21 protein-coding genes and 1 tRNA gene are annotated in these 21,460 nt (G+C 70.1%); 7 read left to right on the plus strand and 15 right to left on the minus strand.

Annotated elements, in window-relative coordinates; all coding sequences use genetic code 11:
* Position 1 precedes the first annotated feature (1 nt).
* Genes TTY48_RS14305 through TTY48_RS14315 form a run of 3 tightly spaced genes read right to left on the minus strand, consistent with a single transcriptional unit; the run spans position 2 to position 1,739 of the window.
* Entirely contained in the window at positions 2-544 is a 543-nt protein-coding gene (locus TTY48_RS14305) for a GNAT family N-acetyltransferase (RefSeq protein ID WP_255585677.1), read from the minus strand.
* Positions 541-1,125 (minus strand): aminoacyl-tRNA hydrolase, encoded by a 585-nt coding sequence (pth, locus tag TTY48_RS14310; RefSeq protein ID WP_220658121.1) that lies wholly within the window; start codon positions 1,123-1,125, stop codon positions 541-543. The genes TTY48_RS14305 and pth overlap by 4 nt, the downstream gene beginning before the upstream one ends.
* A gap of 5 nt (positions 1,126-1,130) precedes the next feature.
* Entirely contained in the window at positions 1,131-1,739 is a 609-nt protein-coding gene (locus TTY48_RS14315) for a 50S ribosomal protein L25/general stress protein Ctc (protein WP_220658122.1), read from the minus strand.
* A gap of 267 nt (positions 1,740-2,006) precedes the next feature.
* Between TTY48_RS14315 and TTY48_RS14320 the strand changes: the two genes are divergently transcribed.
* The 3 genes from TTY48_RS14320 to TTY48_RS14330 all read left to right on the plus strand — a co-directional run bounded on the left by TTY48_RS14320 (position 2,007) and on the right by TTY48_RS14330 (position 4,184).
* Complete coding sequence (locus TTY48_RS14320) at positions 2,007-2,450, plus strand: limonene-1,2-epoxide hydrolase family protein (protein ID WP_220658123.1); 444 nt, start codon at positions 2,007-2,009, stop codon at positions 2,448-2,450.
* Between the two features lie 67 nt (positions 2,451-2,517).
* Positions 2,518-3,336, plus strand: coding sequence for an LLM class F420-dependent oxidoreductase (locus TTY48_RS14325; protein WP_220658124.1), 819 nt, complete (start codon positions 2,518-2,520; stop codon positions 3,334-3,336).
* A gap of 20 nt (positions 3,337-3,356) precedes the next feature.
* Positions 3,357-4,184: a dienelactone hydrolase family protein gene (locus TTY48_RS14330; RefSeq protein WP_344186334.1), complete on the plus strand. Its 828-nt coding sequence runs from the start codon at positions 3,357-3,359 to the stop codon at positions 4,182-4,184.
* A gap of 119 nt (positions 4,185-4,303) precedes the next feature.
* Here the strand turns inward: TTY48_RS14330 and TTY48_RS14335 are convergent, their stop codons facing one another.
* The 3 genes from TTY48_RS14335 to TTY48_RS14345 are packed head-to-tail and all read right to left on the minus strand — an operon-like array spanning position 4,304 to position 8,734.
* On the minus strand, positions 4,304-6,862 hold the full coding sequence (locus TTY48_RS14335; RefSeq protein WP_220658126.1) for an ATP-dependent Clp protease ATP-binding subunit: 2,559 nt from the start codon (positions 6,860-6,862) through the stop codon (positions 4,304-4,306).
* Positions 6,863-6,917: 55 nt separating this feature from the next.
* On the minus strand, positions 6,918-7,715 hold the full coding sequence (locus TTY48_RS14340; RefSeq protein ID WP_220658127.1) for a family 1 encapsulin nanocompartment shell protein: 798 nt from the start codon (positions 7,713-7,715) through the stop codon (positions 6,918-6,920).
* Positions 7,712-8,734, minus strand: coding sequence for a Dyp-type peroxidase (locus TTY48_RS14345; RefSeq protein ID WP_220658128.1), 1,023 nt, complete (start codon positions 8,732-8,734; stop codon positions 7,712-7,714). Before TTY48_RS14345 ends, TTY48_RS14340 begins: the two co-directional genes overlap by 4 nt.
* Before the next feature lie 127 nt (positions 8,735-8,861).
* Between TTY48_RS14345 and TTY48_RS14350 the strand changes: the two genes are divergently transcribed.
* Both TTY48_RS14350 and TTY48_RS14355 read left to right on the plus strand, forming a co-directional pair.
* The gene (locus TTY48_RS14350; protein ID WP_220658129.1) at positions 8,862-9,053 is read left to right on the plus strand and encodes a hypothetical protein; all 192 of its coding nucleotides are present in this window, start codon (positions 8,862-8,864) and stop codon (positions 9,051-9,053) included.
* 167 nt (positions 9,054-9,220) lie between these two features.
* Positions 9,221-10,144, plus strand: coding sequence for an FUSC family protein (locus tag TTY48_RS14355; RefSeq protein WP_255585678.1), 924 nt, complete (start codon positions 9,221-9,223; stop codon positions 10,142-10,144).
* A 13-nt stretch (positions 10,145-10,157) separates the two neighbouring features.
* Here TTY48_RS14355 and TTY48_RS14360 read toward each other — a convergent pair whose 3' ends face one another.
* The 5 genes from TTY48_RS14360 to glmU form a co-directional block, all read right to left on the minus strand.
* Positions 10,158-11,336: an NAD-dependent formate dehydrogenase gene (locus TTY48_RS14360; protein ID WP_220658131.1), complete on the minus strand. Its 1,179-nt coding sequence runs from the start codon at positions 11,334-11,336 to the stop codon at positions 10,158-10,160.
* Between the two features lie 134 nt (positions 11,337-11,470).
* Entirely contained in the window at positions 11,471-12,379 is a 909-nt protein-coding gene (locus TTY48_RS14365) for a LysR family transcriptional regulator (RefSeq protein ID WP_220658132.1), read from the minus strand.
* 6 nt (positions 12,380-12,385) lie between these two features.
* Entirely contained in the window at positions 12,386-12,730 is a 345-nt protein-coding gene (arsC, locus tag TTY48_RS14370; RefSeq protein WP_220658133.1) for an arsenate reductase (glutaredoxin), read from the minus strand.
* A gap of 21 nt (positions 12,731-12,751) precedes the next feature.
* Positions 12,752-13,729 carry a ribose-phosphate diphosphokinase gene (locus TTY48_RS14375; protein ID WP_220658134.1) on the minus strand — a complete coding sequence of 326 codons (978 nt, stop codon included), beginning with the start codon at positions 13,727-13,729 and terminating at the stop codon, positions 12,752-12,754.
* Entirely contained in the window at positions 13,726-15,177 is a 1,452-nt protein-coding gene (gene glmU, locus TTY48_RS14380) for a bifunctional UDP-N-acetylglucosamine diphosphorylase/glucosamine-1-phosphate N-acetyltransferase GlmU (RefSeq protein WP_220658135.1), read from the minus strand. Before glmU ends, TTY48_RS14375 begins: the two co-directional genes overlap by 4 nt.
* A gap of 121 nt (positions 15,178-15,298) precedes the next feature.
* Between glmU and TTY48_RS14385 the strand changes: the two genes are divergently transcribed.
* Positions 15,299-15,370 (plus strand) — tRNA-Gln (locus TTY48_RS14385).
* 89 nt (positions 15,371-15,459) lie between these two features.
* Positions 15,460-15,810: a hypothetical protein gene (locus TTY48_RS14390; protein ID WP_220658136.1), complete on the plus strand. Its 351-nt coding sequence runs from the start codon at positions 15,460-15,462 to the stop codon at positions 15,808-15,810.
* Here the strand turns inward: TTY48_RS14390 and TTY48_RS14395 are convergent.
* The 4 genes from TTY48_RS14395 to mfd all read right to left on the minus strand — a co-directional run bounded on the left by TTY48_RS14395 (position 15,786) and on the right by mfd (position 21,379).
* On the minus strand, positions 15,786-15,998 hold the full coding sequence (locus tag TTY48_RS14395) for a hypothetical protein (RefSeq protein ID WP_220658137.1): 213 nt from the start codon (positions 15,996-15,998) through the stop codon (positions 15,786-15,788). The genes TTY48_RS14390 and TTY48_RS14395 overlap by 25 nt on opposite strands.
* A 64-nt stretch (positions 15,999-16,062) precedes the next feature.
* On the minus strand, positions 16,063-16,791 hold the full coding sequence (locus tag TTY48_RS14400) for a lytic transglycosylase domain-containing protein (RefSeq protein ID WP_220658138.1): 729 nt from the start codon (positions 16,789-16,791) through the stop codon (positions 16,063-16,065).
* Positions 16,792-16,826: 35 nt separating this feature from the next.
* A complete protein-coding gene (locus TTY48_RS14405; RefSeq protein ID WP_220658139.1) occupies positions 16,827-17,792 on the minus strand; it encodes a MazG family protein in 966 nt (321 codons plus the stop codon).
* Positions 17,789-21,379 (minus strand): transcription-repair coupling factor, encoded by a 3,591-nt coding sequence (mfd, locus tag TTY48_RS14410; RefSeq protein WP_374758711.1) that lies wholly within the window; start codon positions 21,377-21,379, stop codon positions 17,789-17,791. The genes TTY48_RS14405 and mfd overlap by 4 nt, the downstream gene beginning before the upstream one ends.
* Positions 21,380-21,460 lie beyond the last annotated feature (81 nt).

Below are 21,460 nucleotides of genomic sequence, written 5' to 3' on the forward strand. Positions count from 1 at the left end.
GTCAGTCTACCCGTTCGCGCAGGTAGACCACGTGGTCGGGCGGGTCGATCGGATTCTCGGCCGGGATGTCGGTGTGGCCGACGAGGGTGAATCCGGCGCGTTCGAGGGCCCGCCAGGACCGCCGGTTGCCGGCGGCCACCGCGACCACCACGCGCGCACCGTCGAGCTGCTCGAAGATCTCCGCGCACATGGCCCGGATCATCGCGGTGCCCAGGCCGCGCCCGGTGGCGTAGTGCAGGCCCACGAGGTAGTCGATGCCGTAGTCGCGCGGCCCCAGGTCCACCAGCCGCCCGACCGCGGCGGTCTCGTCCTCGTCGGGGTAGTCCACCCAGCGTTGCCGCTGGATCAGGCCCACGGGCGCACCGGCGTCGTCGATCGCGAGGAAGTCCGTGCTGGGCTCGGCACCGTCGACCGACGGCCCGAAGTCCCGCTCGATGGCCTCGGGCGAGGTCTCGTGGTTCCACCAGCGCCGGTTGTGCGGCTCGGACAGCCACACCGCGAGCAGGCCGAAATCGTCCCGCGTCACGCGTCGGAACGTGATCACCAGGCGTGCACGGTGTTCTGCGCGGACTCCAGGTCGAGATCGCGGGAGATCAGCAGCTCCACCGCGTCCGCGGCGTTGGTGACCAGCAGCGGGACCTCCTTGCGCTCGGCGGAGGAGAAGGGCTTGAGGACGTAATCCGCGGGGTCCTGGCGACCGGGCGGACGCCCGATCCCGGCGCGCACGCGCAGGTAGTCCTTGGTGCCCAGGTGCTGGGTCAGCGAGCGCAGGCCGTTGTGGCCGCCCTCGCCGCCGCCGCGCTTGAGCCGCACCAGACCGAAGTCGATGTCCAGCTCGTCGTGCACGGCGATCACATCGGTGGGTTCCACCGAGTAGAACCGGGCCAGCGCGGAGACGGGCTGCCCGGAGAGGTTCATGAAGGATTGCGGTTTCGCGAGGTACACCTGGCGGCCCGCGAGCCGCGCGCCCGCGACCTCCGCTCCCGACTTCTTGTGTCGGGAGAAGGAGGTGCGGGCGCGCGATGCGAGCTCGTCCACCACGTCGAAACCGATGTTGTGGCGGGTACCGGCGTACTTCTCGCCGGGGTTACCCAGCCCCACGACGATCAGCGGCCGGTCGGTCACAGCAGTTACTCGGCAGCCTCGGCGGCGGCCTCGTCGCCCTCGGCGGCGTCGTCGCCCTCGGTCTCGGCGGCGGCGATCTCGGTGATGTTGACGATCAGCGCCTCGGGATCGGTGATCACGGTGACGCCGGCCGGGACCTCGAGCTGGCCCGCGGCGATCTGGGTGCCGACCTCGAGGCCCTGCACGTTGACCACGATGTTCTCGGGGATGCTCAGCGCATCGGCCTCGATCTCGACCTCGTTGAGGTCCTGCGCCACCTGGGTGCCGCCGGCCGGGTCGCCCTCGACGATGACGGGCACCGACACGGTGACCTTCTCGCCCTTCTTGATCACCAGGAGGTCGGTGTGCTCGATGTAGTTGCGCAGCGGGTGCACGACGACCTGCTTGGTCAGCGCGAGCTGCTCCTTGCCGTCGATGTCCAGGCTCAGCACGGCGTTGGTGCCGTCCTTACGCAGGATGGCGGCGAAGTCGCGAGCCACCACGGTGAGGTGCTGGGGGTCGGTGCCGTGGCCGTAGAGGACCACGGGGACGAGGCCGTCGCGACGGGTGCGGCGGGCGGCGCCCTTGCCGAACTCGGTGCGGACGGAAGCGGTGAGCTTGTTGGCGTTAGACATGATGCTCCAAATGTGCGGTGCGGCCTCGGCGATCCGAGGCGGCCCGCTCTCGCACGCACCGGGGGAGCCCGCGGGGTGGAGCGCAAGTTCGCGTCGATCACGGCGGCCGGAGCCGCCCTCGCCGAGAAGGTCGTCGCTCAGCTTACCGAATCCGCCGGTCGTCAGTGAAATCGAGCCGGTCGGGCGAGCGCGGCGACGGGGAATGTTTTCGCCAACGCGTCATGTCCAGTTCGCCCCGTTGCCACGCCGCGCCCGGACCATGGTCTGGTGAACAACTCCCCGCTGTGGTCGCCGCAGGACGTCGCCGAGCGCTTCGTCGAGGCGCTGGGCAGCGGCGATTACGAGATCGCCGAACACCTGCTGGCGAAGGACGTGGTGTACACCCGCACGTCGTGGCGCACGCTGCGCGGCCGGCGCGCGGTGTCTCGCAACTTCCGGCGCCACGAGCACTCCCGGGTGCAGCTGCGGTCGGTGCTGCTCTCGGCCACGGCCGCCGACGGGGTGGCCCTCACCGAGCGGGTGACCTCGCTGGTGTACGGGCCGCTGCGCCTGCAGTTCTGGGTGTGCTCGCGGTTCGACGTGCAGGACGGCCGGATCGTCGCCTGGCGCGACTACTTCGACTTCCTGGACATCGCGAAGGCCGCGGCACGGGCCGTGGCGGGCGCGGTCTACGCCCCGGCCCGCCCGGAGCTGCCGCGCGCCGTGGTGTGACGGGGAAGGTTTTCGTGCAGCGCGGGTCCAGGGGAAGCAGCGCGCCGGCCGCGGCGTTGCACAGAGCATGACGAATCTGGGCAGTCTCGGAATCTGGCGCGCGTCCACGCAGGTGGACGGTGCCTTCGCGGCGAAGGCGGAGGGGCTCGGTTACGGCGCGGTGTGGCTGGGCGGCTCCCCGGGCGGCGACCTCGCGATCGCCGACGAGCTGCTCGAGGCCACCGAGACGCTGCAGGTGGCCACCGGCATCCTCAACATCTGGCAGGACACCCCCGCCTCGGCGGCGAAGGCCTTCCACCGGATCGAGCAGGCCCACCCGGGCCGGTTCCTGCTCGGGATCGGTGCCGGGCACCGTGAGGCGACCGCCGAGTACCGCTCCCCCTACCAGGCACTCGTCGACTATCTGGACGCACTCGCGGCCGAGGGCGTCCCGTCCGACCGGATCGTGCTCGCCGCGTTGGGGCCGAAGGTCCTCAGGCTCGCCGCCGATCGGACCGCCGGTGCGCATCCGTACCTGACGACGCCGGAGCACACCCGGCGGGCGCGGGAGATCCTCGGCGCCGGTCCGTTGCTCGCGCCCGAGCAGAAGGTGGTGCTCGATCCGGACGACACCCGGGGCCGGGAGACCGGACGGAAGACCGTGAAGTTCTACCTCGGCCTGCGGAACTACGTGGCCAATCTGCAGCGTCTCGGCTACGAGGACGCCGACGTGGCATCTCCGGGAAGTGACCGCTTGATCGATGCCCTCGCCGTGCACGGCGACGGCGATGTGGTCGCGGCCGGGGTGCGGGCGCATCTCGACGCGGGTGCCGATCACGTGGTGGTGCAGGCGCTTGGCGAGGACCCGTGGCCCGCTCTGGAGGCGATCGCGCAGCGCCTGCTCTGAGCGTGCGGCACTATGGTGCCGTGACCGTCACAGCGCAAGCAGCCCGCAACATCGCCGACTTCGCCGTGGAGCCGTTCACGGCGCACGGGACCACGCACGACGTGTACCGCAAGGGCACCGGCCCGGCGGTGATCGTGATGGCCGAGATCCCCGGCATCACCCCGAAGGTGCTCGATTTCGCACGCAAGCTGGTGGACGCGGGATTCACCGCGGTGCTGCCGCACCTGTTCGGCGTGCCCGGCCTCGACGCCGACCCGCGGAAGGTGGGCATCAAGGGCACGGCGACGGCCGTCGCGTCGGTCGCCCCGCTGTGCGTCAGCAAGGAGTTCACCATCCTCGCCGTCGGCAAGTCCTCCCCGGTGATCACCTGGCTGCGCGCGCTGGCCCGCCAGGAGCACGAGCGGTGCGGCGGCAAGGGCGTCGGCGCCGTCGGGATGTGTTTCACCGGCGGTTTCGCGCTGGGCATGGCGGTCGACGATGTGCTGCTGGCGCCGGTGCTGAGCCAGCCCTCGCTGCCGCTGGGCATCACGCCCAGCCGCCGGCACAACATCGACATCTCGCCGGAAGACCTGGAGACCGTGAAGGTGCGCTGCGCCAAACAGGGCCTCAAGGTGCTGGGCATGCGGTTCACCGGCGACAAGATGGTGCCCGGCGAGCGCTTCGCCTTCCTGCGTGAGCAGCTGGGCGATGCCTTCATCGCGGTCGAGATCGACGACGCCGACGCGAATCCCGATGCGCCCACGCCACCGCACTCCGTACTCACCGAGCACCTGATCGACGAGCCGGGACAGCCCACCCGCGCGGCGCTGGATCAGGTCATCGACCTGATGCGCAGCACCCTGCGCTAGGCGGGCGGGCCGTCCGGCCTATTCGAGGCGCTTCTCCTCTTCCCGCTCCAGGCGGTCGCGCTCCTCCTGGCGGCGCTTCTCCTCGTGCTCGATGGCCTCTTCGCGGGCGTTCTTGTTGCTCATGCCTTCTCCTGTTCGTCGGTCGTCTCGGTGGTCTTGTCGTCGGAAGCCGGGAGGCTGCCCTCGGTCACGGTTCCGTCCTTGCCCACCTCGACCACCGAGATCACCAGGCCGTCGTCGTCGGCGTCCACGCGCACGGTGTCGCCGGGCACGATCTCGCCCTTGAGCAGCATCGACGAGAGCCGGTTGTCGAGTTCCTTCTGCACGGTGCGGCGCAGCGGGCGGGCACCGAACTGGGGCTGGAAGCCCTCGTCGGCCAGCCAGTCCTCGGCCTTCTCGGTGACGTCCAGCTCCACGTCCTGGCCGCGCAGCAGGCCGCGGGTGCTCTCCAGGATCAACTCGACGATGTTGCGGATCTGCTGCTTGTCGAGGCGGTGGAAGATCACCGTGTCGTCGATGCGGTTGAGGAACTCGGGCCGGAAGTGGGCGTGCAGCCGCTCCTTGACCTTCGGGACCACCGACTCCCAATCGTCCTCGGGCGCTTCGAGAATCAGATCGGCGCCGATGTTGCTGGTGAGGATCACGATGGTGTTCTTGAAGTCCACCGTGCGGCCCTGGGCGTCGGTCACGCGGCCGTCGTCGAGCAGCTGCAGCAGGATGTTGAAGACATCCGGGTGGGCCTTCTCGATCTCGTCGAACAGGATCACCGAGTAGGGCTGGCGGCGCACCTTGTCGGTGAGCTGGCCGGCCTCCTCGTAGCCCACGTAGCCGGGAGGCGCGCCCACCAGTCGCGAGACGGTGTGCTTCTCCTGGAACTCGCTCATGTCGAACCGGATCAGCCGGTCCTCGTCGCCGAAGACGGTGGCCGCCAGGGCCTTCGCGAGCTCGGTCTTGCCGACGCCGGTGGGGCCGAGGAACAGGAACGAGCCGATGGGCCGGCTCGGGTCCTTGAGCCCGGCGCGCGCCCGGCGCACGGCCTCGGAGACCGCGAGCACGGCCTCGTCCTGGCCCACGACGCGGGCGTGCAGATCGTCCTCCAGGCGGAGCAGCTTCTCCTTCTCCTCGGAGGTCAGATCGGCCACCGGGATGCCGGTGCGCCGCGAGACCACCTCGGCGATGTCGGTCACCGTCACATCCGGGCCGGACGGCTCACCGTCGGGGGAGATGTTCTTGAGCCGCTGCTCGGCCTCCGCGATCTTGACCTTGAGCTCGTCCGCGGTCTTGTAGTCCTCCGATTCGACGGCGCTGTCCTTCTCCCGGTTCAGCCGCGCCAGCTCGTCCTCGACGGTGCGGGTGCCCTGGTCGGAGGTCTTGGTGCGCAGCCGGACCCGGGCGCCGGCCTGGTCGACGAGGTCGATCGCCTTATCGGGCATGAACCGGTCGGTGATGTAGCGGTCCGAGAGTTCGGCGGCGGCGATCAGGGCGTCGTCGTCGTAGTGCACCTGGTGGTGCTCCTCGTAGACGTCGATCAGGCCGCGCAGGATCTCGATGGTGTCCTCGACGGTCGGCTCGCTCACCATCACCGGCTGGAACCGGCGTTCCAGGGCGGCGTCCTTCTCGATGTACTTGCGGTACTCGTCGATGGTGGTGGCGCCGATCGCGTGCAGCTCGCCGCGGGCCAGCGCCGGCTTGAGCATGTTGCCCGCGTCCATGGAGCCCTCGCCCCCGCCGCCCGCACCGATGATGGTGTGCAACTCGTCGATGAACACCACCAGCTCGTCGGAGTGCTCGCGCACCTCGTCGAGCACCTTGGTCAGGCGCTCCTCGAACTCGCCGCGGTACTTGCTGCCCGCCACCATGGAGCTCACGTCGAGCGCGATCACGCGGCGCCCGGCGAGCGTCTTGGGCACGTCGTCGTTGACGATCCGCTGCGCCAGACCCTCCACGATGGCGGTCTTGCCGACGCCGGGGTCGCCGATCAGCACGGGGTTGTTCTTGCGGCGGCGGGAGAGGATCTCGATGGTCTGCTCGATCTCCTCGGCGCGGCCGACCACGGGATCGACCTTGCCGGCCCGCGCCTCGGCGGTCAGATCGCGGCCGTACTCGTCGAGGGTGGGCGTGCTGCTCGGGCCCTGCGCCGCCTGCGCCTGCTGCGCGGTCTTGCCGGGCTTGCCCGATTTGCCGGGCACGGCCTGGCCGGAGGACAGGCCGCCGCCCGCGAGGGTCTGCGCGGCCACGGTGTCCGGATTGTCGGCGATGCCGATGAGGATGTGCTCGGGGCCCACGTAGGACTGGCCGGACTGGGCCGCCCGCTGCTGGGCCACGCGCAGCGCGCGCCGCGAGGCCGGGCTGAGCGACGGTGCGCCGTCGGCCCCGTCGGGGCTCGCGCTGGCCTTCGCCGCGGTCTCCATCGCGGAGGCGACCCGATCGGGATCGAGGCCCACCCGCACGATGATCTCGCGCGTCGGCTCGTTCATCGCGGCCGCGTACAGCAGGTGCTCGGGCGTGATCTCGCTGTTGCCCCAGTCGGCCGCGGCCACCTGCGCCTCGACGAGCAGAGTCTTCGCCTGGTCGTTGAGGAGGCGGTTCAGGTCGACCCGCTGCACGGCGGGCCGGCCCACCGAGTTCCCGAAGAACCGCTGGAAGATGTCATCGAAAACGCCGTCGAAATCACTCATTTCACTGCTTTCCATTCATCGGTCGGTGGGACGGGTGGAGCGGTGGTGCACAAGATCAAGCGGTGAGCGGTACTGCGGCCTCGGGGGTGTAGGCGAGGAAGGTGAAGGTCTCCTGCAGGTACAACTCCACCGCGTCGGCGGTGTGCGAGAGGTAGCCGATCTCCACATCGGTGCCCAGCCGCAGGTCGAAATCGCCACCGCGCGTGGTGAGCACGAAGGCGCCGTCGATCGCGGGCGCCCAGATGATGTCGCCGTCGACGAGCCGGTTGAGGTGCTCGCGCACCGGATAGCCGTGATCGGAGGTCTCGCTCACGCGGGTGTACACATCGGCGGAGAGCAGCACGGAGTACGGGCCGTCCACACCGGCGAGCCGCAGATCGGACAGCGCCTGGGAGACGACGTCGGGGATGTCGCGCGGATCGTCGGGCAGCTTGAGGTCGCCGCCGGCGGCGGTGTTGCGGATGCCGGGGATCGATGCGGCCGGATAGCCCTCGAAGATCGCCCGGTCCTCGGCGTAGGCGAGGCTGCGTGCCGCGTCCTTGACCGGATCCCAATCGGCGTCCTGTGCCCCGCGCTCCACCGAGTCGATGGCCTTGCGGCTCAGCGTGAACGGCACGCGCAGGCGCACCAGGGGGCGACTGTCGCGCAGGTGGGCCTGCACGCCCTCGGCGGGACCGCCCACCTCGAGCAGGTGGCCGGTGCCGATCGCGCTGGCGCCGGGGCCGAGCGGTTCACCGAGGTCCACCACGCGGCGGCCGGCGATGTTGCGTTTGAAGGTGCGCGTCGCTTCGGTCTCGATCTCCGACCACGCCGCGGCGGTCACGGGGGCGAGTTCGCGGTACAGGTTGTTCATCGATCGCTTCCTTTCAGACTGCCGATCCGCAGCGAGCCGTCCGCGGCGTCGGCGGTGGGTGCGGGGGACCCCTCCGCCTCCTCCGGTGCCGCGGGCGGATCGTCCAGGAAATCGGCGGGCGGGGTGAAGAACAGGCATCCGGTGTGCGCGGTGGAGAAGTCGAGCACGCGGTCGGTGTTGCCGGGCGGATCGCCCAGGAACATGTTGCGCAGCATGCGTTCGGTGATCCCGGGGTCCCGGGAGTAGCCGATGAAGTAGGTGCCGAACTCGCCGCTGCCCACCTGCCCGAAGGGCATGTTCTGGCGCACGATCTTCAGTTCGTTGCCCTCGTCGTCGGTGATCACGTTGAGCGCGATGTGCGCGTCGGCGGGTTTGACGTCGTCGTCCATCTCGATGTCCTCGAGCTTGGACCGGCCGATCACCTTCTCCTGTTCCTCGACGGTGAGCGCGCGCCACGCGGTCATATCGTGCAGGTACTTCTGGACGTGGACGTAGCTGCCGCCCGCGAAGTGCGGGTCCTCGTCGCCCACCGTCGTGGCCGCGACGGCCACCTCGCCCGACGGGTTCTCCGTGCCGTCCACGAAGCCCAGCAGGTCGCGGTTGTCGAAGAACCGGAAGCCGTGCACCTCGTCGACCACGGTGATCGCACCGTCGAAGGCGTCCACGATCCGTGACGACAGTTCGAAGCACATGTCGAGCGATTCGGCCTTGATGTGCAGCAGCAGATCGCCCGGTGTCGACGGTGCGCGGTGGCGCGGACCGTCGAGCTCGACGAACGGGTGCAGACCCCGGGGCTTCGGGCCCGCGAAGAGGCGGTCCCAGGCGTCCGAGCCGATGGAGGTGATGAGGGCCAGGCCCTTCTCCGGGTAGCGGAAGGAGACCGATCGGACGAGTCCGGACAGGTCGCCGAGCGTATCCCTCACGTCGTCGGCGCGATCGCGGTCGATCGTGGCCACGAGGAACATCGCTGCAGTGGACAGCGGTGTGAGAACCGGTTGCGGGCGCGTCACGTTTTTCACACTAACCGAGCCCGGCGACGGCAGCAGGGGAAGCGAACGACCGCGACAATCCGATGCCGTGCGATGATGAGGGCGATCGGGGAGGGCGCAGCCCGCCTTCCCAGTCGGTTGTGGATGGGAGACGAAGATGACCTGGATCGCCGTGGTGCTGTTGGGGATCGCCGCACTGGCCGGGCTCGGATTCGCCTGTGCGATCTCGACGCCTCGCCGCCCCGCCTCCGATGCGACCTACTCGACCAATGCGCTCATCGCGGCGGGCGCGGTCACCGGCTCGGCACTGTGTGCGATCGCCGCGGCGGTGCTCACCGCCGGCGTCTGACACCGCCTCGGCGCCCGCCGGTGCGGTCCTCGCTACGCTCCGCCGTCGCCGCGGTTCCGGAGCGGTATCGCCCTGATCTCCGCGATGGAGGTCACGCGCTGCGCGTTGCGCTCGCGCTCCTGATTCCTGGATTACTGCTGATCGCATGGGGTCGTCCTGAGCTTCTCGTGTATGCGGAGTTCGGTGCCTTCGCGGGCATGTACGGCCGCGGCGAATCGGGACGGCCGCGGATCGTGCACCAGTTGCAGGCCGGCGGCCTGCTCACCGTGGGGGAGCTGCTGGGGATCACGCTGTCGCATCAGCAGGCGCCGCCGTGGGTGCTGGTGCTGGTCGGGGTGGTCTTCGCCACCGTCTGTTCGGTGCTGGCCGATGCGGTGCGCCTGCGGCCCGCCGGGCCTTTCTTCTTCCTCTTCGCGATGGGTGCCACCGCGACCTTGCCGGCCGATCTGGCGCCGCCCGGCCAGGCCCTCGCGATCTGCGTGGCCACGGTGCTCTTCGCGATCGTCGTCGGCGCGATCGGGCGGCCCGATCCGTTCCGCGGCCGGCCCTGGTGGGACGGGATCGCACTGGTCCTTCGCCGGCCGGCGCCCGGGGTCGGGACGCACGCCCTGCGGTACGCGCTCGCCGTCGGTCTGGCGGGCGGTATCGGGATCCTGCTGGGTGTGGACCACGCGAACTGGGCGATGGCGGCGGCGGCCGTCCCGCTCGCGGTGATCGACGCGGGCCGGCCCTCGGATTCCGAGTTCCGGTCGGTGGCGGGGCGCGCGATGCACCGGACGGTGGGCACCTTCGTGGGCCTGCTGGTGGCGGCAGCCCTGCTCGCCCTGGACCCGGGGCCCACCGCGCTCGCCCTGGTGGCCATCGCGCTGTTGTTCCCCACGGAGCTGTACATGGCGCGGCACTACGCGGTGGCGATCGGCTTCTTCACGCCCCTGATCATGTTGATGACGGAGCTCGCCGATCCCACCGATCCGCTCCGGATGCTCACCTACCGCGGCGTGGACACCATCATCGGTGTGTGCGCCGGCATCCTGGTGGCGCTCCTGGTGCGCGGCAGGCCCCGCCGGACCGGGCTCGTCCGCCCGGCCTGACGGGGCCCGTCCGTCAGGAACCCGCGCCGGGGCTGGCCTTGCCGTCGGCGGTGTACGACGCGGCGCCCACGCCGGCCAGCGCACCACCGGCCACGATGAGGTACTCGTCGCGGATCGGGGAACCGGCGAAGAAGTCCTCGAGGATCTCCCGGGTCCCGGCGGCGTAGCGGGCCTGCGCCGACAGCGTGGTGCCCGAGACGTGCGGGGTCATCGCGTGGTGGGGCATGGTGCGCCACGGGTGGTCGACGGTCGGCGGCTGCGGGTACCAGACGTCACCGGCGTAGCCCGCCAACTGCCCGGACTCGAGCGCGGCCACGATGTCGTCGCGCACCACGATCTCGGCGCGAGCGGTGTTGACGATGTAGGAGCCGCGGCGCATCGTGGCCAGCAGCTCGGCGTCGAACATGTGGTAGGTCTTCGGATGCAGGGGAGCGTGGATGTCGACGACGTCCACCGAGCGCACCAGCGATTCCACCGACTCGTGGTAGGTCAGGTTCAGTTCCTGCTCCAGTTCGAGTGGCAGGCGCCGGGTGTCGAAGTAGTGCAGCCGCACCCCGAACGGCGCCAGGCGGCGCATCACGGCCTGGCCGATCCGGCCCGCGGCGATGATGCCCACGTCCATGCCCTCGAGATCGTAGGCGCGCTCGACGCAGTCGGCGATGTTCCAGCCGCCCTCGATGACCCACTTGTACGAGGGCACGAAATTGCGCACCAGCGTGAGGATCTGCATCACGGCGTGCTCGGCGACGCTGATCGAGTTGGAGTAGGTGACCTCGGCGACGGTGACGCCGGCGTTGATCGCGGCATCGAGATCGACGTGATCGGAGCCGATGCCGGCGGTGAGCGCCAGCTTCAGGTTCGGGGCCTTGGCGATCCGCTCGGCGGACAGGTAGGCGGGCCAGAAGGGCTGCGAGATCACCACATCGGCGTCGGCGAGATGCTTCTCGAACTCGGCGCCGTCCTTGTCGGAGGTCACGATCAGCTCGTGGCCCTGGGATTCGAGGTACTTCCGCAGGCCGAGCTCGCCGGAGACGCAGCCGAGCAGTTCCCCGGGAGTGAAATCGATGGACGACGGCGAGGGGATGCTCTGGCCGCCGGGATAGGCCTCGATGAACGGGATCGAATCGCGGGCGTACTCGGGCGGGTAACCGGTGACCGGGTCGGGGTACAGTACACACAGAATCTTCGCCATGATCACTCCTTGAATCGGCGAGTGGGAGAACTGATTTCGTCCCTCTGCATCTACTTTCCCGCCGATCCGCGGGGGCGTCCAATACCGGATTCCGCTCGCCCGATAGGCGGCTCCGATCACCGCAGGCGGGCGGCTCAGCCCACCGGCGGCGCACTCTCCGCGAGCGCCCGGGCGAGCACCGATTCGGGTTCCCCGCCGTGCCGCACCAGCACCACGCGCGCCGCCAGTTCGGCGCGGTCACCGAGCGCGGCGGGCGGACCGTCGAGCTCCACGACGCGGGTGCCCGACGGTGCCCGGTAGGTCGCGAGCCGGGCCCGCGGGACGATCGTGGCCCACCGTCCCGCTCCGACCATGGCGAGCAGGGTGGCGACCGAATCCGATTCGAGGCGCGGCGCGAACCGTGCACCGTGCGCCTGCGCCACCTCGTCGATCAGGTCGCGTCCGCGCATCCCCTTGTGCAGCAGGCACATCGGAAGCTGCGCCGCATCGGTCCAGGAGACGGTGCCCTCGCCCTCGGGAAGGAGATCCTCGCGCGCCACGAGCACGTGCCGGTCGGTGTAGAGCGGCGTCACGGTGAGTCCGTCGAGATCGGTGCCGTCGGAGTACACGATGCCCGCATCCAGTTCGTACCGGCGGATCCGCTCGACCACCTCGGACGAGCGCAGTCCGGCCCGGATCCGCACGCGCACCAGCGGATGCGCGGAGCAGAACGGATCGGTCAGCAGGGCGACCGCGGTGGCCGCGGCGGGGATCACACCGAGGTCGAGCTCACCGGTGAGCCCGGTGCGGAGCGCGGTGACCTCGTGTTCGAGGGCGTCGCGGTCGGCCAGGATGCGCCGGGCCCACGGAACCAGTCGCTGGCCCTCGGGGGTCAGGCCCTCGAAGGAGGAGCCGCGCACCACGAGCGGCACGTCGAGCTCGCGCTCCAGCTTGCGGATGGCCTCGGAGAGCGCCGGCTGCGATACGTAGCAGGCGCTGGCCGCCCGGGCGAAGTGCCGCTCCCGGGCCAGGGCGACGAAGTACTCGAGCTGGCGGAACAGCACCGCGCGCTACAGGATCTCGTCGATGGCCTCGGTGGGGCGCGCCATTCGGGTGCCCTTGGCGGTCACCACGAAGGGCCGCTCGATGAGCTTGGGATGGGCGACCATCGCGTCCAGCAGCTGGTCGTCGGTGGCGTCCGCGAGGCCCAGCTCCTTGTACTCGGCCTCGCGGGTGCGCACCGCCTGCCGCACGGTGAGCCCGGCGTCCTTGATGAGCGTGCGCAGCTGCGCCTTCGAGGGCACCTGGTCGAGGTACTTCACCACCGTCACCGTGGCCCCCGCCTCCTCCAGCCGCGCGAGCGCCTGGCGGGACTTGGTGCAGCGGGGGTTGTGGTAGATCGTCGCCTCGGACATCGATGCCCCTCCGGTGAGCTGTTAGGCGTTGCCGTTGAACAGGCTGGTCACGGAACCGTTCTCGAAGACCTCGCGGATGGTGCGGGCCAGCAGGGGAGCGATCGGCAGCACGGTGAGCGTGTCGAAGTGCTTCTCCGGCGGGATCGGCAGCGTGTTGGTGGCGATCACCTCGCGCGCACCGCAGTTCGCGAGCCGCTCGGTGGCCGGCTCGGAGAAGACGCCGTGCGTGGTCGCGATGATCACGTCCTTGGCGCCGGCCTCCTTGAGCACGCCCACGGCACCGGCGATGGTGCCGCCGGTGTCGATCATGTCGTCGATCAGCACGCAGGTGCGGCCGGCCACGTCACCCACGACGCGGTTGCTCTTCACCTGGTTGGCGACGTTGGGGTCGCGGGTCTTGTGCACGAAGGCCAGGGGCGCACCGTCGAGGGCGTCGGCCCACTTCTCGCCCACCTTGACGCGGCCGGCGTCGGGGGAGACGACCACCATGTTGTCGGTGCCGTAGTGCTCGCGCACGTAGTCGGCCAGCATGGTCTGCGCGTGCATGTGATCGACCGGGCCGTCGAAGAAGCCCTGGATCTGGTCGGTGTGCAGGTCGACCGTGATGATCCGGTCGGCGCCCGCGGTCTTGAACAGGTCGGCCATCAGGCGCGCCGAGATCGGCTCGCGGCCGCGGTGCTTCTTGTCCTGCCGGGCGTAGGGGTAGAACGGGAGGATCGCGGTGATCCGCTTCGCCGATCCGCGCTTGAGCGCGTCGATCATGATCAGCGTCTCCATGATCCACTGATTGACCGGGTACGGGGCGCTCTGCAGCACGAACGCGTCGCTGCCGCGCACGGACTCCTCGAACCGGACGAAGATCTCGCCGTTGGCGAAATCGCGTGCCGTCTGCGGGGTGACCTCGACGCCGAGCTCGTCGGCGACCTGCTGCGCCAGCTCGGGGTGGGCACGACCCGAGAACAGCATCAGGTTCTTCTGGTTATCGATCCAGTTGTTCACTGCTCGTCAATCCTCGCGATAGCCTTCTGGGCCGCCTCGGCCGAGCTCGTGCCCGGGCGCTTCCGCAGTACCCATTCCTCGATGTTCCGCTGATCCGCGCCGGAGACCGCCAGGGCTCCGGGCGGCACGTCGCGCTTGATCACGGTACCCGCTCCGCTGTAGGCGCCGTCGCCCACCTCGACCGGCGCGATGAGCATCGTGTCGGATCCGATGCGCACGTGGTCGCCGATCACCGTTCGGTGCTTGTTCACCCCGTCGTAATTCACGGTGACCACGGCGCAGCCGATGTTGCTGCCCTCGCCGATGGTGGCGTCGCCGATGTAGCTCAGGTGCGGCACCTTACTACCGGCTCCGATCTGCGCGTTCTTGGTCTCGGCGAAGGCGCCGATCTTGCCCTTGGCGCCCAGTTCGGTGTTCGGCCGGAGGTAGCTGAACGGCCCGACGGTGGCGTTCGGGCCGATCGACGAGGCGTGCACCTCGGAGCGCAGCACGGTGGCGCCGGTGGCGACGGAGGCGTCGACGAGAGTGGTGTCCGGGCCGATCACCACGTCCTCCGCGATCACGGTGCGGCCGCGGAGGTGGGTGCCGGGTTCGAGGGTCACATCGCTGGCGATGGTCACGTCGACGTCGATGTAGGTGTTCGCCGGGTCGACCACCGTGACGCCGTTTAGCTGATGCCCCGCGATGATCCGGCGGTTCATCTCGCGGGCGAGCTGGGAGAGCTGGATGCGGTCGTTGCAGCCGGCCACCAGCATGTCGTCGTCCACGTGGTCGCCGCGCACCAGCAGGCCCGCGGCGCGGGCGATCCCGATCACGTCGGTGAGGTACAGCTCGCCCTGCACGTTGTCGGGGCGCAGCTGCGCCAGCGCGGAGACCAGCTGCGCGTGGTCGAAGGCGTACACGCCGGAGTTGATCTCGGTGATCGCGAGCTGCTCGGGCGTCGCGTCCTTCTGCTCGACGATCTGGGTGACCTGCCCGTCCTGCGTGCGCAGCACCCGTCCGTAGCCGGTGGGGTCGTCGACGGCGGTGGTCAGCACCGTGACCGCCGCGCCGTCCCCGGAGGTGTGGGTGGCCAGCAGATCGGTCAGGGTGGCCGTGTCGAGGAGCGGCACGTCGGCGGCGGTGACCACCACGGTGCCCGCGAAGTCGGCGGGCAGCACCGACAGGCCCGCCTGGACGGCGTCACCGGTGCCGCGCTGTTGCTCCTGGACGGCGACCAGGATCTCGTGGTCCAGCTCCGAGGCGGTGCCGAGGGCGGCCTCGGAGACCCGCTCGCGGTCGTGGCCCACGACCACCACGAGGTGGTCCGGGCTGGTGCCGGCGGCGGCGTGCAGTGCGTGGCCGAGCAGCGTGCGCCCCGCGATGCGGTGCAGCACCTTCGGGGTCTTCGAGCGCATCCGCGTGCCCGCGCCCGCGGCGAGGATCACCACCGCCGTGCCGTTGCTCATCGGGTGGCTCCTCGTGGTTCGGTGCAGGTCGTCATCGGCCGCAATCCTACGAGAACACCGTGCCGGCCCGTCCGTGGCACAATGCTTGGCGGTGGTCGCGCGCGTGTCGCGGGACCGGCGGTCTCCCGTGGTGTAATCGGCAACACTTCTGATTTTGGTTCAGACATTTCAGGTTCGAGTCCTGGCGGGAGAGCTCCAGCGGCGTCTTTTCACACCTCAGTGGAATTGCAATTCTCGTCCTCGTGTTGCGACATCCGAAACATCCTGCATAACGTAATGTGCATGTCAGAGCCTGCACTACCCGACCAGGACCATTCCGCCCGCGAGGAATCGCTCCGGAATCGCAATGATCTCCGGAATCTGCTCAATCAACTCGGGCAGAACGCTGCGAACAGCGGGGACCCGGAGGGGCATTACCGCCGTGCCCTCGGCTCATTGCTCTACGATGTGGCCGCCGATCTGTACATTCACGCCGAGAAGTTGGGAATGACTCCGGGCGAATTGCAGGGCGTGATCACCGATGCGAATGCCGATCTGGTCGCCGCCGGGAACGCCGCGGAAACCGCCCGCGCTCTCGAATTCCGGCTGGCCAGTGGCGATCGATCCGATCAGTTGGGCTCTTCCCAGTCGTAGCCGGTACCCACATCGGTACCGACGCACTCCAGGGTGTCGCCGGACGCGGTGGTGATCCGCTGCCCCTCCTGCGTGGCGGAGCACGAGTCGTACATCTGCGGCGTATCGGCGGAGGCGACGGCGGGAACGGCGAGGCCGGTGAGGACGAGCATGCCGGCGGTGGCGAGGGCTTTGGCTGTGATGTTCATGCTCCCGAGCCTGCGCCGCGAAGCTGGGAGCGCGGTGTCAGCGCGGTGCCGATCGGCTGGCAGTTCAGGGCTGGACGTTCACCGAGTACGCCGAGGCGGCATCGCGCACGTCCAGCAGGTACTTGCGCGACTGGTTGTAGACCATCACGCCCTTCTCCCAGCCGCGGGCGGTGGTCAGATCGCCGCCGGAGACGCACAGGTACCGGGCCGCGGTGAGCGCCGCATCGTCGATGTTGTCCGGATCGGCCTTGCCGTCGCCGTTCGCGTCCACGCCGTAGCGCTGCCAGGTCTCGGGGATGAACTGGAAGGGGCCCATCGCGGCGTCGTACTTGGCGTTCGGCCGGTGCGGATCGGTGCCGGTGGCCAGGATCTCCTGATTGCCGTTGGTGCCGTCCAGCGGCACCCCGCGGATGGGCGGCGAGACCTTGCCGTTGGGCGCGATCGTGGCCCCGCGGAAGGTGCCGTGCTTGCTCTCGATGAAGGCGATCCCCGCGAGCGTGGTCCAGGCGATCCCGCACTGCGGCGTACGTTGCCGCATCGCCTCGGCGGCGTTGCCGTAGGCCTCGAGGGAGATCCGGGGGATGCCGGTGGCCACGCTGATCGGGGTGGCCCAATCGCGGAGCAGGTCGGCGGTGCGTCCGGGACCGTTGACGTTGATGTACGGCACGGGTACTCCGGGGCCGGGCGGGATGCCCTCGGGGATGTCGACGCGCTCACCGATCGTGCCGCAGGAGGCGAGCGCCGTCGCCGCGGCCGCGACGACGACGGCCGCGCGCACGCGGGTACTGATCATGGTGTGGTCGAGCTTCCTTTTGTCCGATTACCGGATCAACGTGCGACGGTGCCCTCGGGGTTCCCGGCCGCCACGTTGTCCCAGGCGAAGGCCCACGAGTCTACCTCGCCGGAGGCGATGAGGGCCTCGGCTGCGCGCACCCGGTCGAGGAAGGCGAGCAGCGTGCCGCGGTACTCCAGTTCCGCGGAGTGATCCTCCGCGGTCGGGTCGACGGTGACGGTGCGCACCTCGTCCGGCACGAGCTCGGCGGGGAACCCGGCGGTGCGCAGCCGCTCGAAGACCTTCCCGGCGAGCGCGAGCGCGGGCTGTGCCAGCGAGATGGAGTCGAGCACCGAGGCCTCGCCCCGGGCCTGCTTCTCCAGGCGCTTCTGCCGCTCCCAGTTCTGCGCCTGCGTGGCCACGTCGACCTCGGAGCCCTCCGCGAGGTGCGGGGTGCGGCGGCGGACCTTCGCGGTGAGCGTGCGGGCGATGTCGTCGATCCCGAAGGGCTCGTGCTCGGCCTCCTCGGCGATCCGCGCGTGGAAGATCACCTGCAGCAGCAGGTCGCCGAGCTCGCTGCGCAGCTCCGCACGCTCGGCCTCGCCCGCCGCGGGGGCATCGAGCGCGCCCACCGCATCGGCCAGTTCGTAGGTCTCCTCGACCAGGTAGCGCAGCAGGCTCGCATGGGTCTGCTCCGACTCCCACGGCCCCGCGGTGCGCAGGGTGTCGATGAGGGCGACGGCGTCGAGCACGTCGAGCCCGGCGGGCCGGCGTCCGGCGATCACCTCGGCACCGTCGGCGCGGAGGGCGGCGACGGCGGGGTGATCCGGATCGGACGAGACCAGCACGGCGCCCGCGGGGACGGTCCCGTCGAGCACGGGCCGCGCGCCCGGCAGGTTCCAGGCCACCCGGACGGGCAGTTCCTCGGTGTAGAACACCGGGCCGTCGCTCAGCCGGGTGACCGCCTCGATCGGGACGTATCCGGGCAGGGCCGGATCGAGGAGGACGACGGTGCCGCTCACGCGCTCGCCCCACTGGTCGCCGCGGTCGCGCGGGGCGGCTGGTCGAGCCGCCAGTAGCCGGCGCCCTTGCCGTCCATGGCGGCCAGGAAGTCCGCGACCACCTGGAGCAGTTCGATGTCGCGCACGCGCTCGCTGCCCACACCGCCGCCCGCCACGCGGGGGATCGGGAAGGTGACGGTGCGCGTGGTGGCCCGGTACGAGCCGCCCGGGTAGAGCCGCTTGAGTCGCAGCTGCTGCGAATCGCGCAGTTCCATCGGCGCCACTCGGAGATTGGTGCCGGCCACGCTGACCTCGGTGACCCCGGCCGCTCGGGCCAGGGAGCGCAGGCGCGCGATGGCGGCCAGCCGCTCCACCTCCACGGGCGGGGGGCCGTAGCGGTCGGTGAGCTCGGTGAGCACCTCGGCCACGGCGGTATCGTCGTGGGCCGCTGCGAGTTTGCGATAGGCCTCCAGACGGAGCCGGTCGCTGGTCACGTAGTCGGGCGGGATGTGCGCGTCCACCGGCAGGTCGATGCGCACCTCCTTCTGCTCCTCCTCGATGGTGATCGGCTTCCCGTCGGCGGCGGCGCGGTACGCCTCCACCGCCTCGCCCACCAGGCGGACGTACAGGTCGAAGCCCACGCCGGCCACGTGACCGGACTGCTCGGCGCCGAGAACGTTGCCGGCGCCGCGGATCTCGAGGTCCTTCATGGCCACGGCCATGCCCGCGCCCAGGTCGTTGTTCTGGGCGATCGTGGACAGTCGGTCGTACGCGGTCTCCGTGAGCGGCTTCTCGGCCGGGTACAGGAAGTAGGCGTAGCCCCGCTCGCGCGAGCGCCCCACGCGGCCGCGCAGCTGGTGCAGCTGTGACAGGCCCAGGTTCTCGGCGCGCTCGACGATCAGTGTGTTCGCATTGGAGATGTCCAGGCCGGTCTCGACGATGGTGGTGCACACGAGCACGTCGAACTCGCGGTTCCAGAAGCCCTGCACGGTGCTCTCCAGGGCCTCCTCGCCCATCTGGCCGTGCGCCACCGCCACCCGGGCCTCGGGCACCAGATCACGGATCTGCTTGGCGGCCTTGTCGATCGAGCTGACGCGGTTGTGCACGTAGAAGACCTGACCGTCGCGCAGCAGCTCGCGGCGGATGGCGGCCGCGACCTGCTTCTCCGCGTACGGGCCCACGTAGGTGAGCACGGGATGGCGCTCCTCCGGCGGGGTGAGGATGGTGGACATCTCGCGGATACCGGCCATCGACATCTCCAGCGTGCGGGGGATCGGGGTGGCGCTCATGGTGAGCACGTCCACGTTGGTGCGCAGTGCCTTGATGTGCTCCTTGTGCTCCACGCCGAACCGCTGCTCCTCGTCGACCACCACCAGGCCGAGGTCCTTCCAGCGCACCCCGGTCTGCAGCAGCCGGTGGGTGCCCACCACCACGTCCACGCTGCCGTCGGCGAGGCCCTCCAGGACCTGCTGTGTCTCCTGCTTATCGGTGAAGCGGGACAGGCCCTTCACGGTGATGGGGAAGCCCTGCATGCGGTCCTCGAAGGTCTTCAGGTGCTGCTGGGCGAGCAGCGTGGTGGGCACGAGAACAGCCACCTGCTTGCCGTCCTGCACGGCCTTGAAGGCGGCACGCACGGCGATCTCGGTCTTGCCGTAGCCCACGTCGCCGATCACCACGCGGTCCATCGGGACCGCCTTCTCCATATCGGCCTTCACATCGCCGATCACCGTCATCTGGTCCACGGTCTCGGTGAACGGGAAGGCGTCCTCCATCTCGCGCTGCCACGGGGTGTCGGCGGCGAAGGCGTGGCCGGGCGCGGCGTTGCGGGCGGCGTACAGCTGGACCAGCTCGCCCGCGATCTCGCGGACGGCCTTGCGCGCCTTGCGCTTGGTGTTCTGCCAGTCGCTGCCGCCCATTTTGGACAGCGCGGGCATCTCGCCGCCCACGTAGCGCGAGAGCTGGTCGAGCGATTCCATCGGCACGAAGAGCTTGTCGCCCGGTTGGCCGCGTTTGCCGGGGGCGTATTCGATCACCAGGTACTCGCGGCGCGCGCCGGCCACGGTGCGCTCGATCATCTCGACGAACTTGCCGATGCCGTGTTCGTCGTGCACCACGAGGTCGCCTGCGGTCAGCGCGAGCGGGTCGACCTGGTTGCGCCGCTTGGCCGGAAGCCGTCGCCCGTCGCCCACGCCGGCCACCCGGTTACCGGTGAGATCGGGCTCGGCGAGCAGGACGAGGGTGCGCGAGGGCACGGTGACGCCGGTCTGCAGGCTGCCGCGCAGCACGCCGACGGTGCCGGGGCGCGGCTCATCGCCGGGCTCCAGTTCGGTGGCGGGGACCTCCGCATCGCGGAGGCGTTCGAGGATGCGGGCGCGGGTTCCCTGGCCCGCCACCACGATCACGCCGCTGCCTCCCGATGCCGCGTGGGCTCGCAGGCTGGCGAACAGCTTCTCCGCCTCGGCCTCCGAGCCGCGCGGTGCGGGTGCGTGCTCGATGTGCACGGTGAGGTGATCGTCGTCGTCCGTGTCCGGTCCCGCGGCGAGCGGGGAGATGGTCCACCACGGATGTCCCTGTGCGGAAACGGATTCGTGCACCTCGTCGAGGCTGCGGTAGGCGCTCGCGCCGAGGTCGATGCCGGTGGGGTCGAGCGGCGCCGTTGAACCGAGGGCGGCCGCGGTCCAGGACGCCTCCAGGAACTCCTGGCCGGTGCGTGCCAGATCCGCTGCGCGCGTGCGGATCTTCTCGGGATCGAGCAGCACGGTGTGCGTGCCCTGGGGGACCACATCGGTGAGCAGTTGCAGCTCGCCCGGAACCAAGGCCGGGATGAGTGCCTCCATGCCCTCCACCGGGATGCCCTGCGAGAGCTTCTCCAGCATCTCCACCAGCGCGGCATCGGATTCGTGCGCGGCCTTCAGGGTGGCCGCGCGGTCGCGGACCGCGGGGGTGAGCAGCAGCTCGCGGCAGGGGTAGACGTGCACGGTGCCGACTGCGACCTCGTGCTGGCTGCGTTGATCCGCCACCGAGAAGGCGCGGAGATCGGTCACCTCGTCGCCCCAGAACTCCACCCGCACGGGTAGATCGGTGGTGGTGGGGAAGATGTCGAGAATGCCGCCGCGGACGGCGAATTCGCCGCGCTTGCCCACCATGTCCACGCGGGTGTAGGCGAGTTCGACGAGGGTCTCGATGAGCTGCTCGAAGTCGAATTCGGCGCCCTCGCGCAGCGTGACCGACGGTGCATCGCCCAGGCCCGGCGCCATGGGCTGCACGAGCGAGCGGACGGCGGCGACCACCGCGCGCAGCGGTTCGCCGTAGTCGGCATCGTCGGGCCGCGCGAGGCGGCGCAGCACCTGCAGCCGGCGGCCCACGGTGTCGGGGCCGGGGGACAGGCGCTCGTGCGGCAGTGTCTCCCAGCTGGGGAACTGGGTGACCGCGCCCGCGCCGAGCGATTCGCGCAGTTCGGCGGTGAGGTCGTCCGCCTCGCGTCCCGTCGCGGTGACCACCAGCACCGGCGCGCGCTGAGCCAGTGCCGCGATGAGGAAGGGGCGGGTGCCGTCGACCGCGGTCACGGTGAGCTCGGGGCGGCCGGCAGCGGCGGTGAAGGCGGCGATATCGGGATCCGCGGCGACCGCCCTGGTCAGTCCGGAGAGTGCGGGAATCGTTGCGGGGGCGGTGTCAGACACCGAATCAGT

The sequence above is a fragment of the Tsukamurella sp. TY48 genome, assembly GCF_019656655.1.
Lineage (GTDB): Bacteria > Actinomycetota > Actinomycetes > Mycobacteriales > Mycobacteriaceae > Tsukamurella > Tsukamurella strandjordii.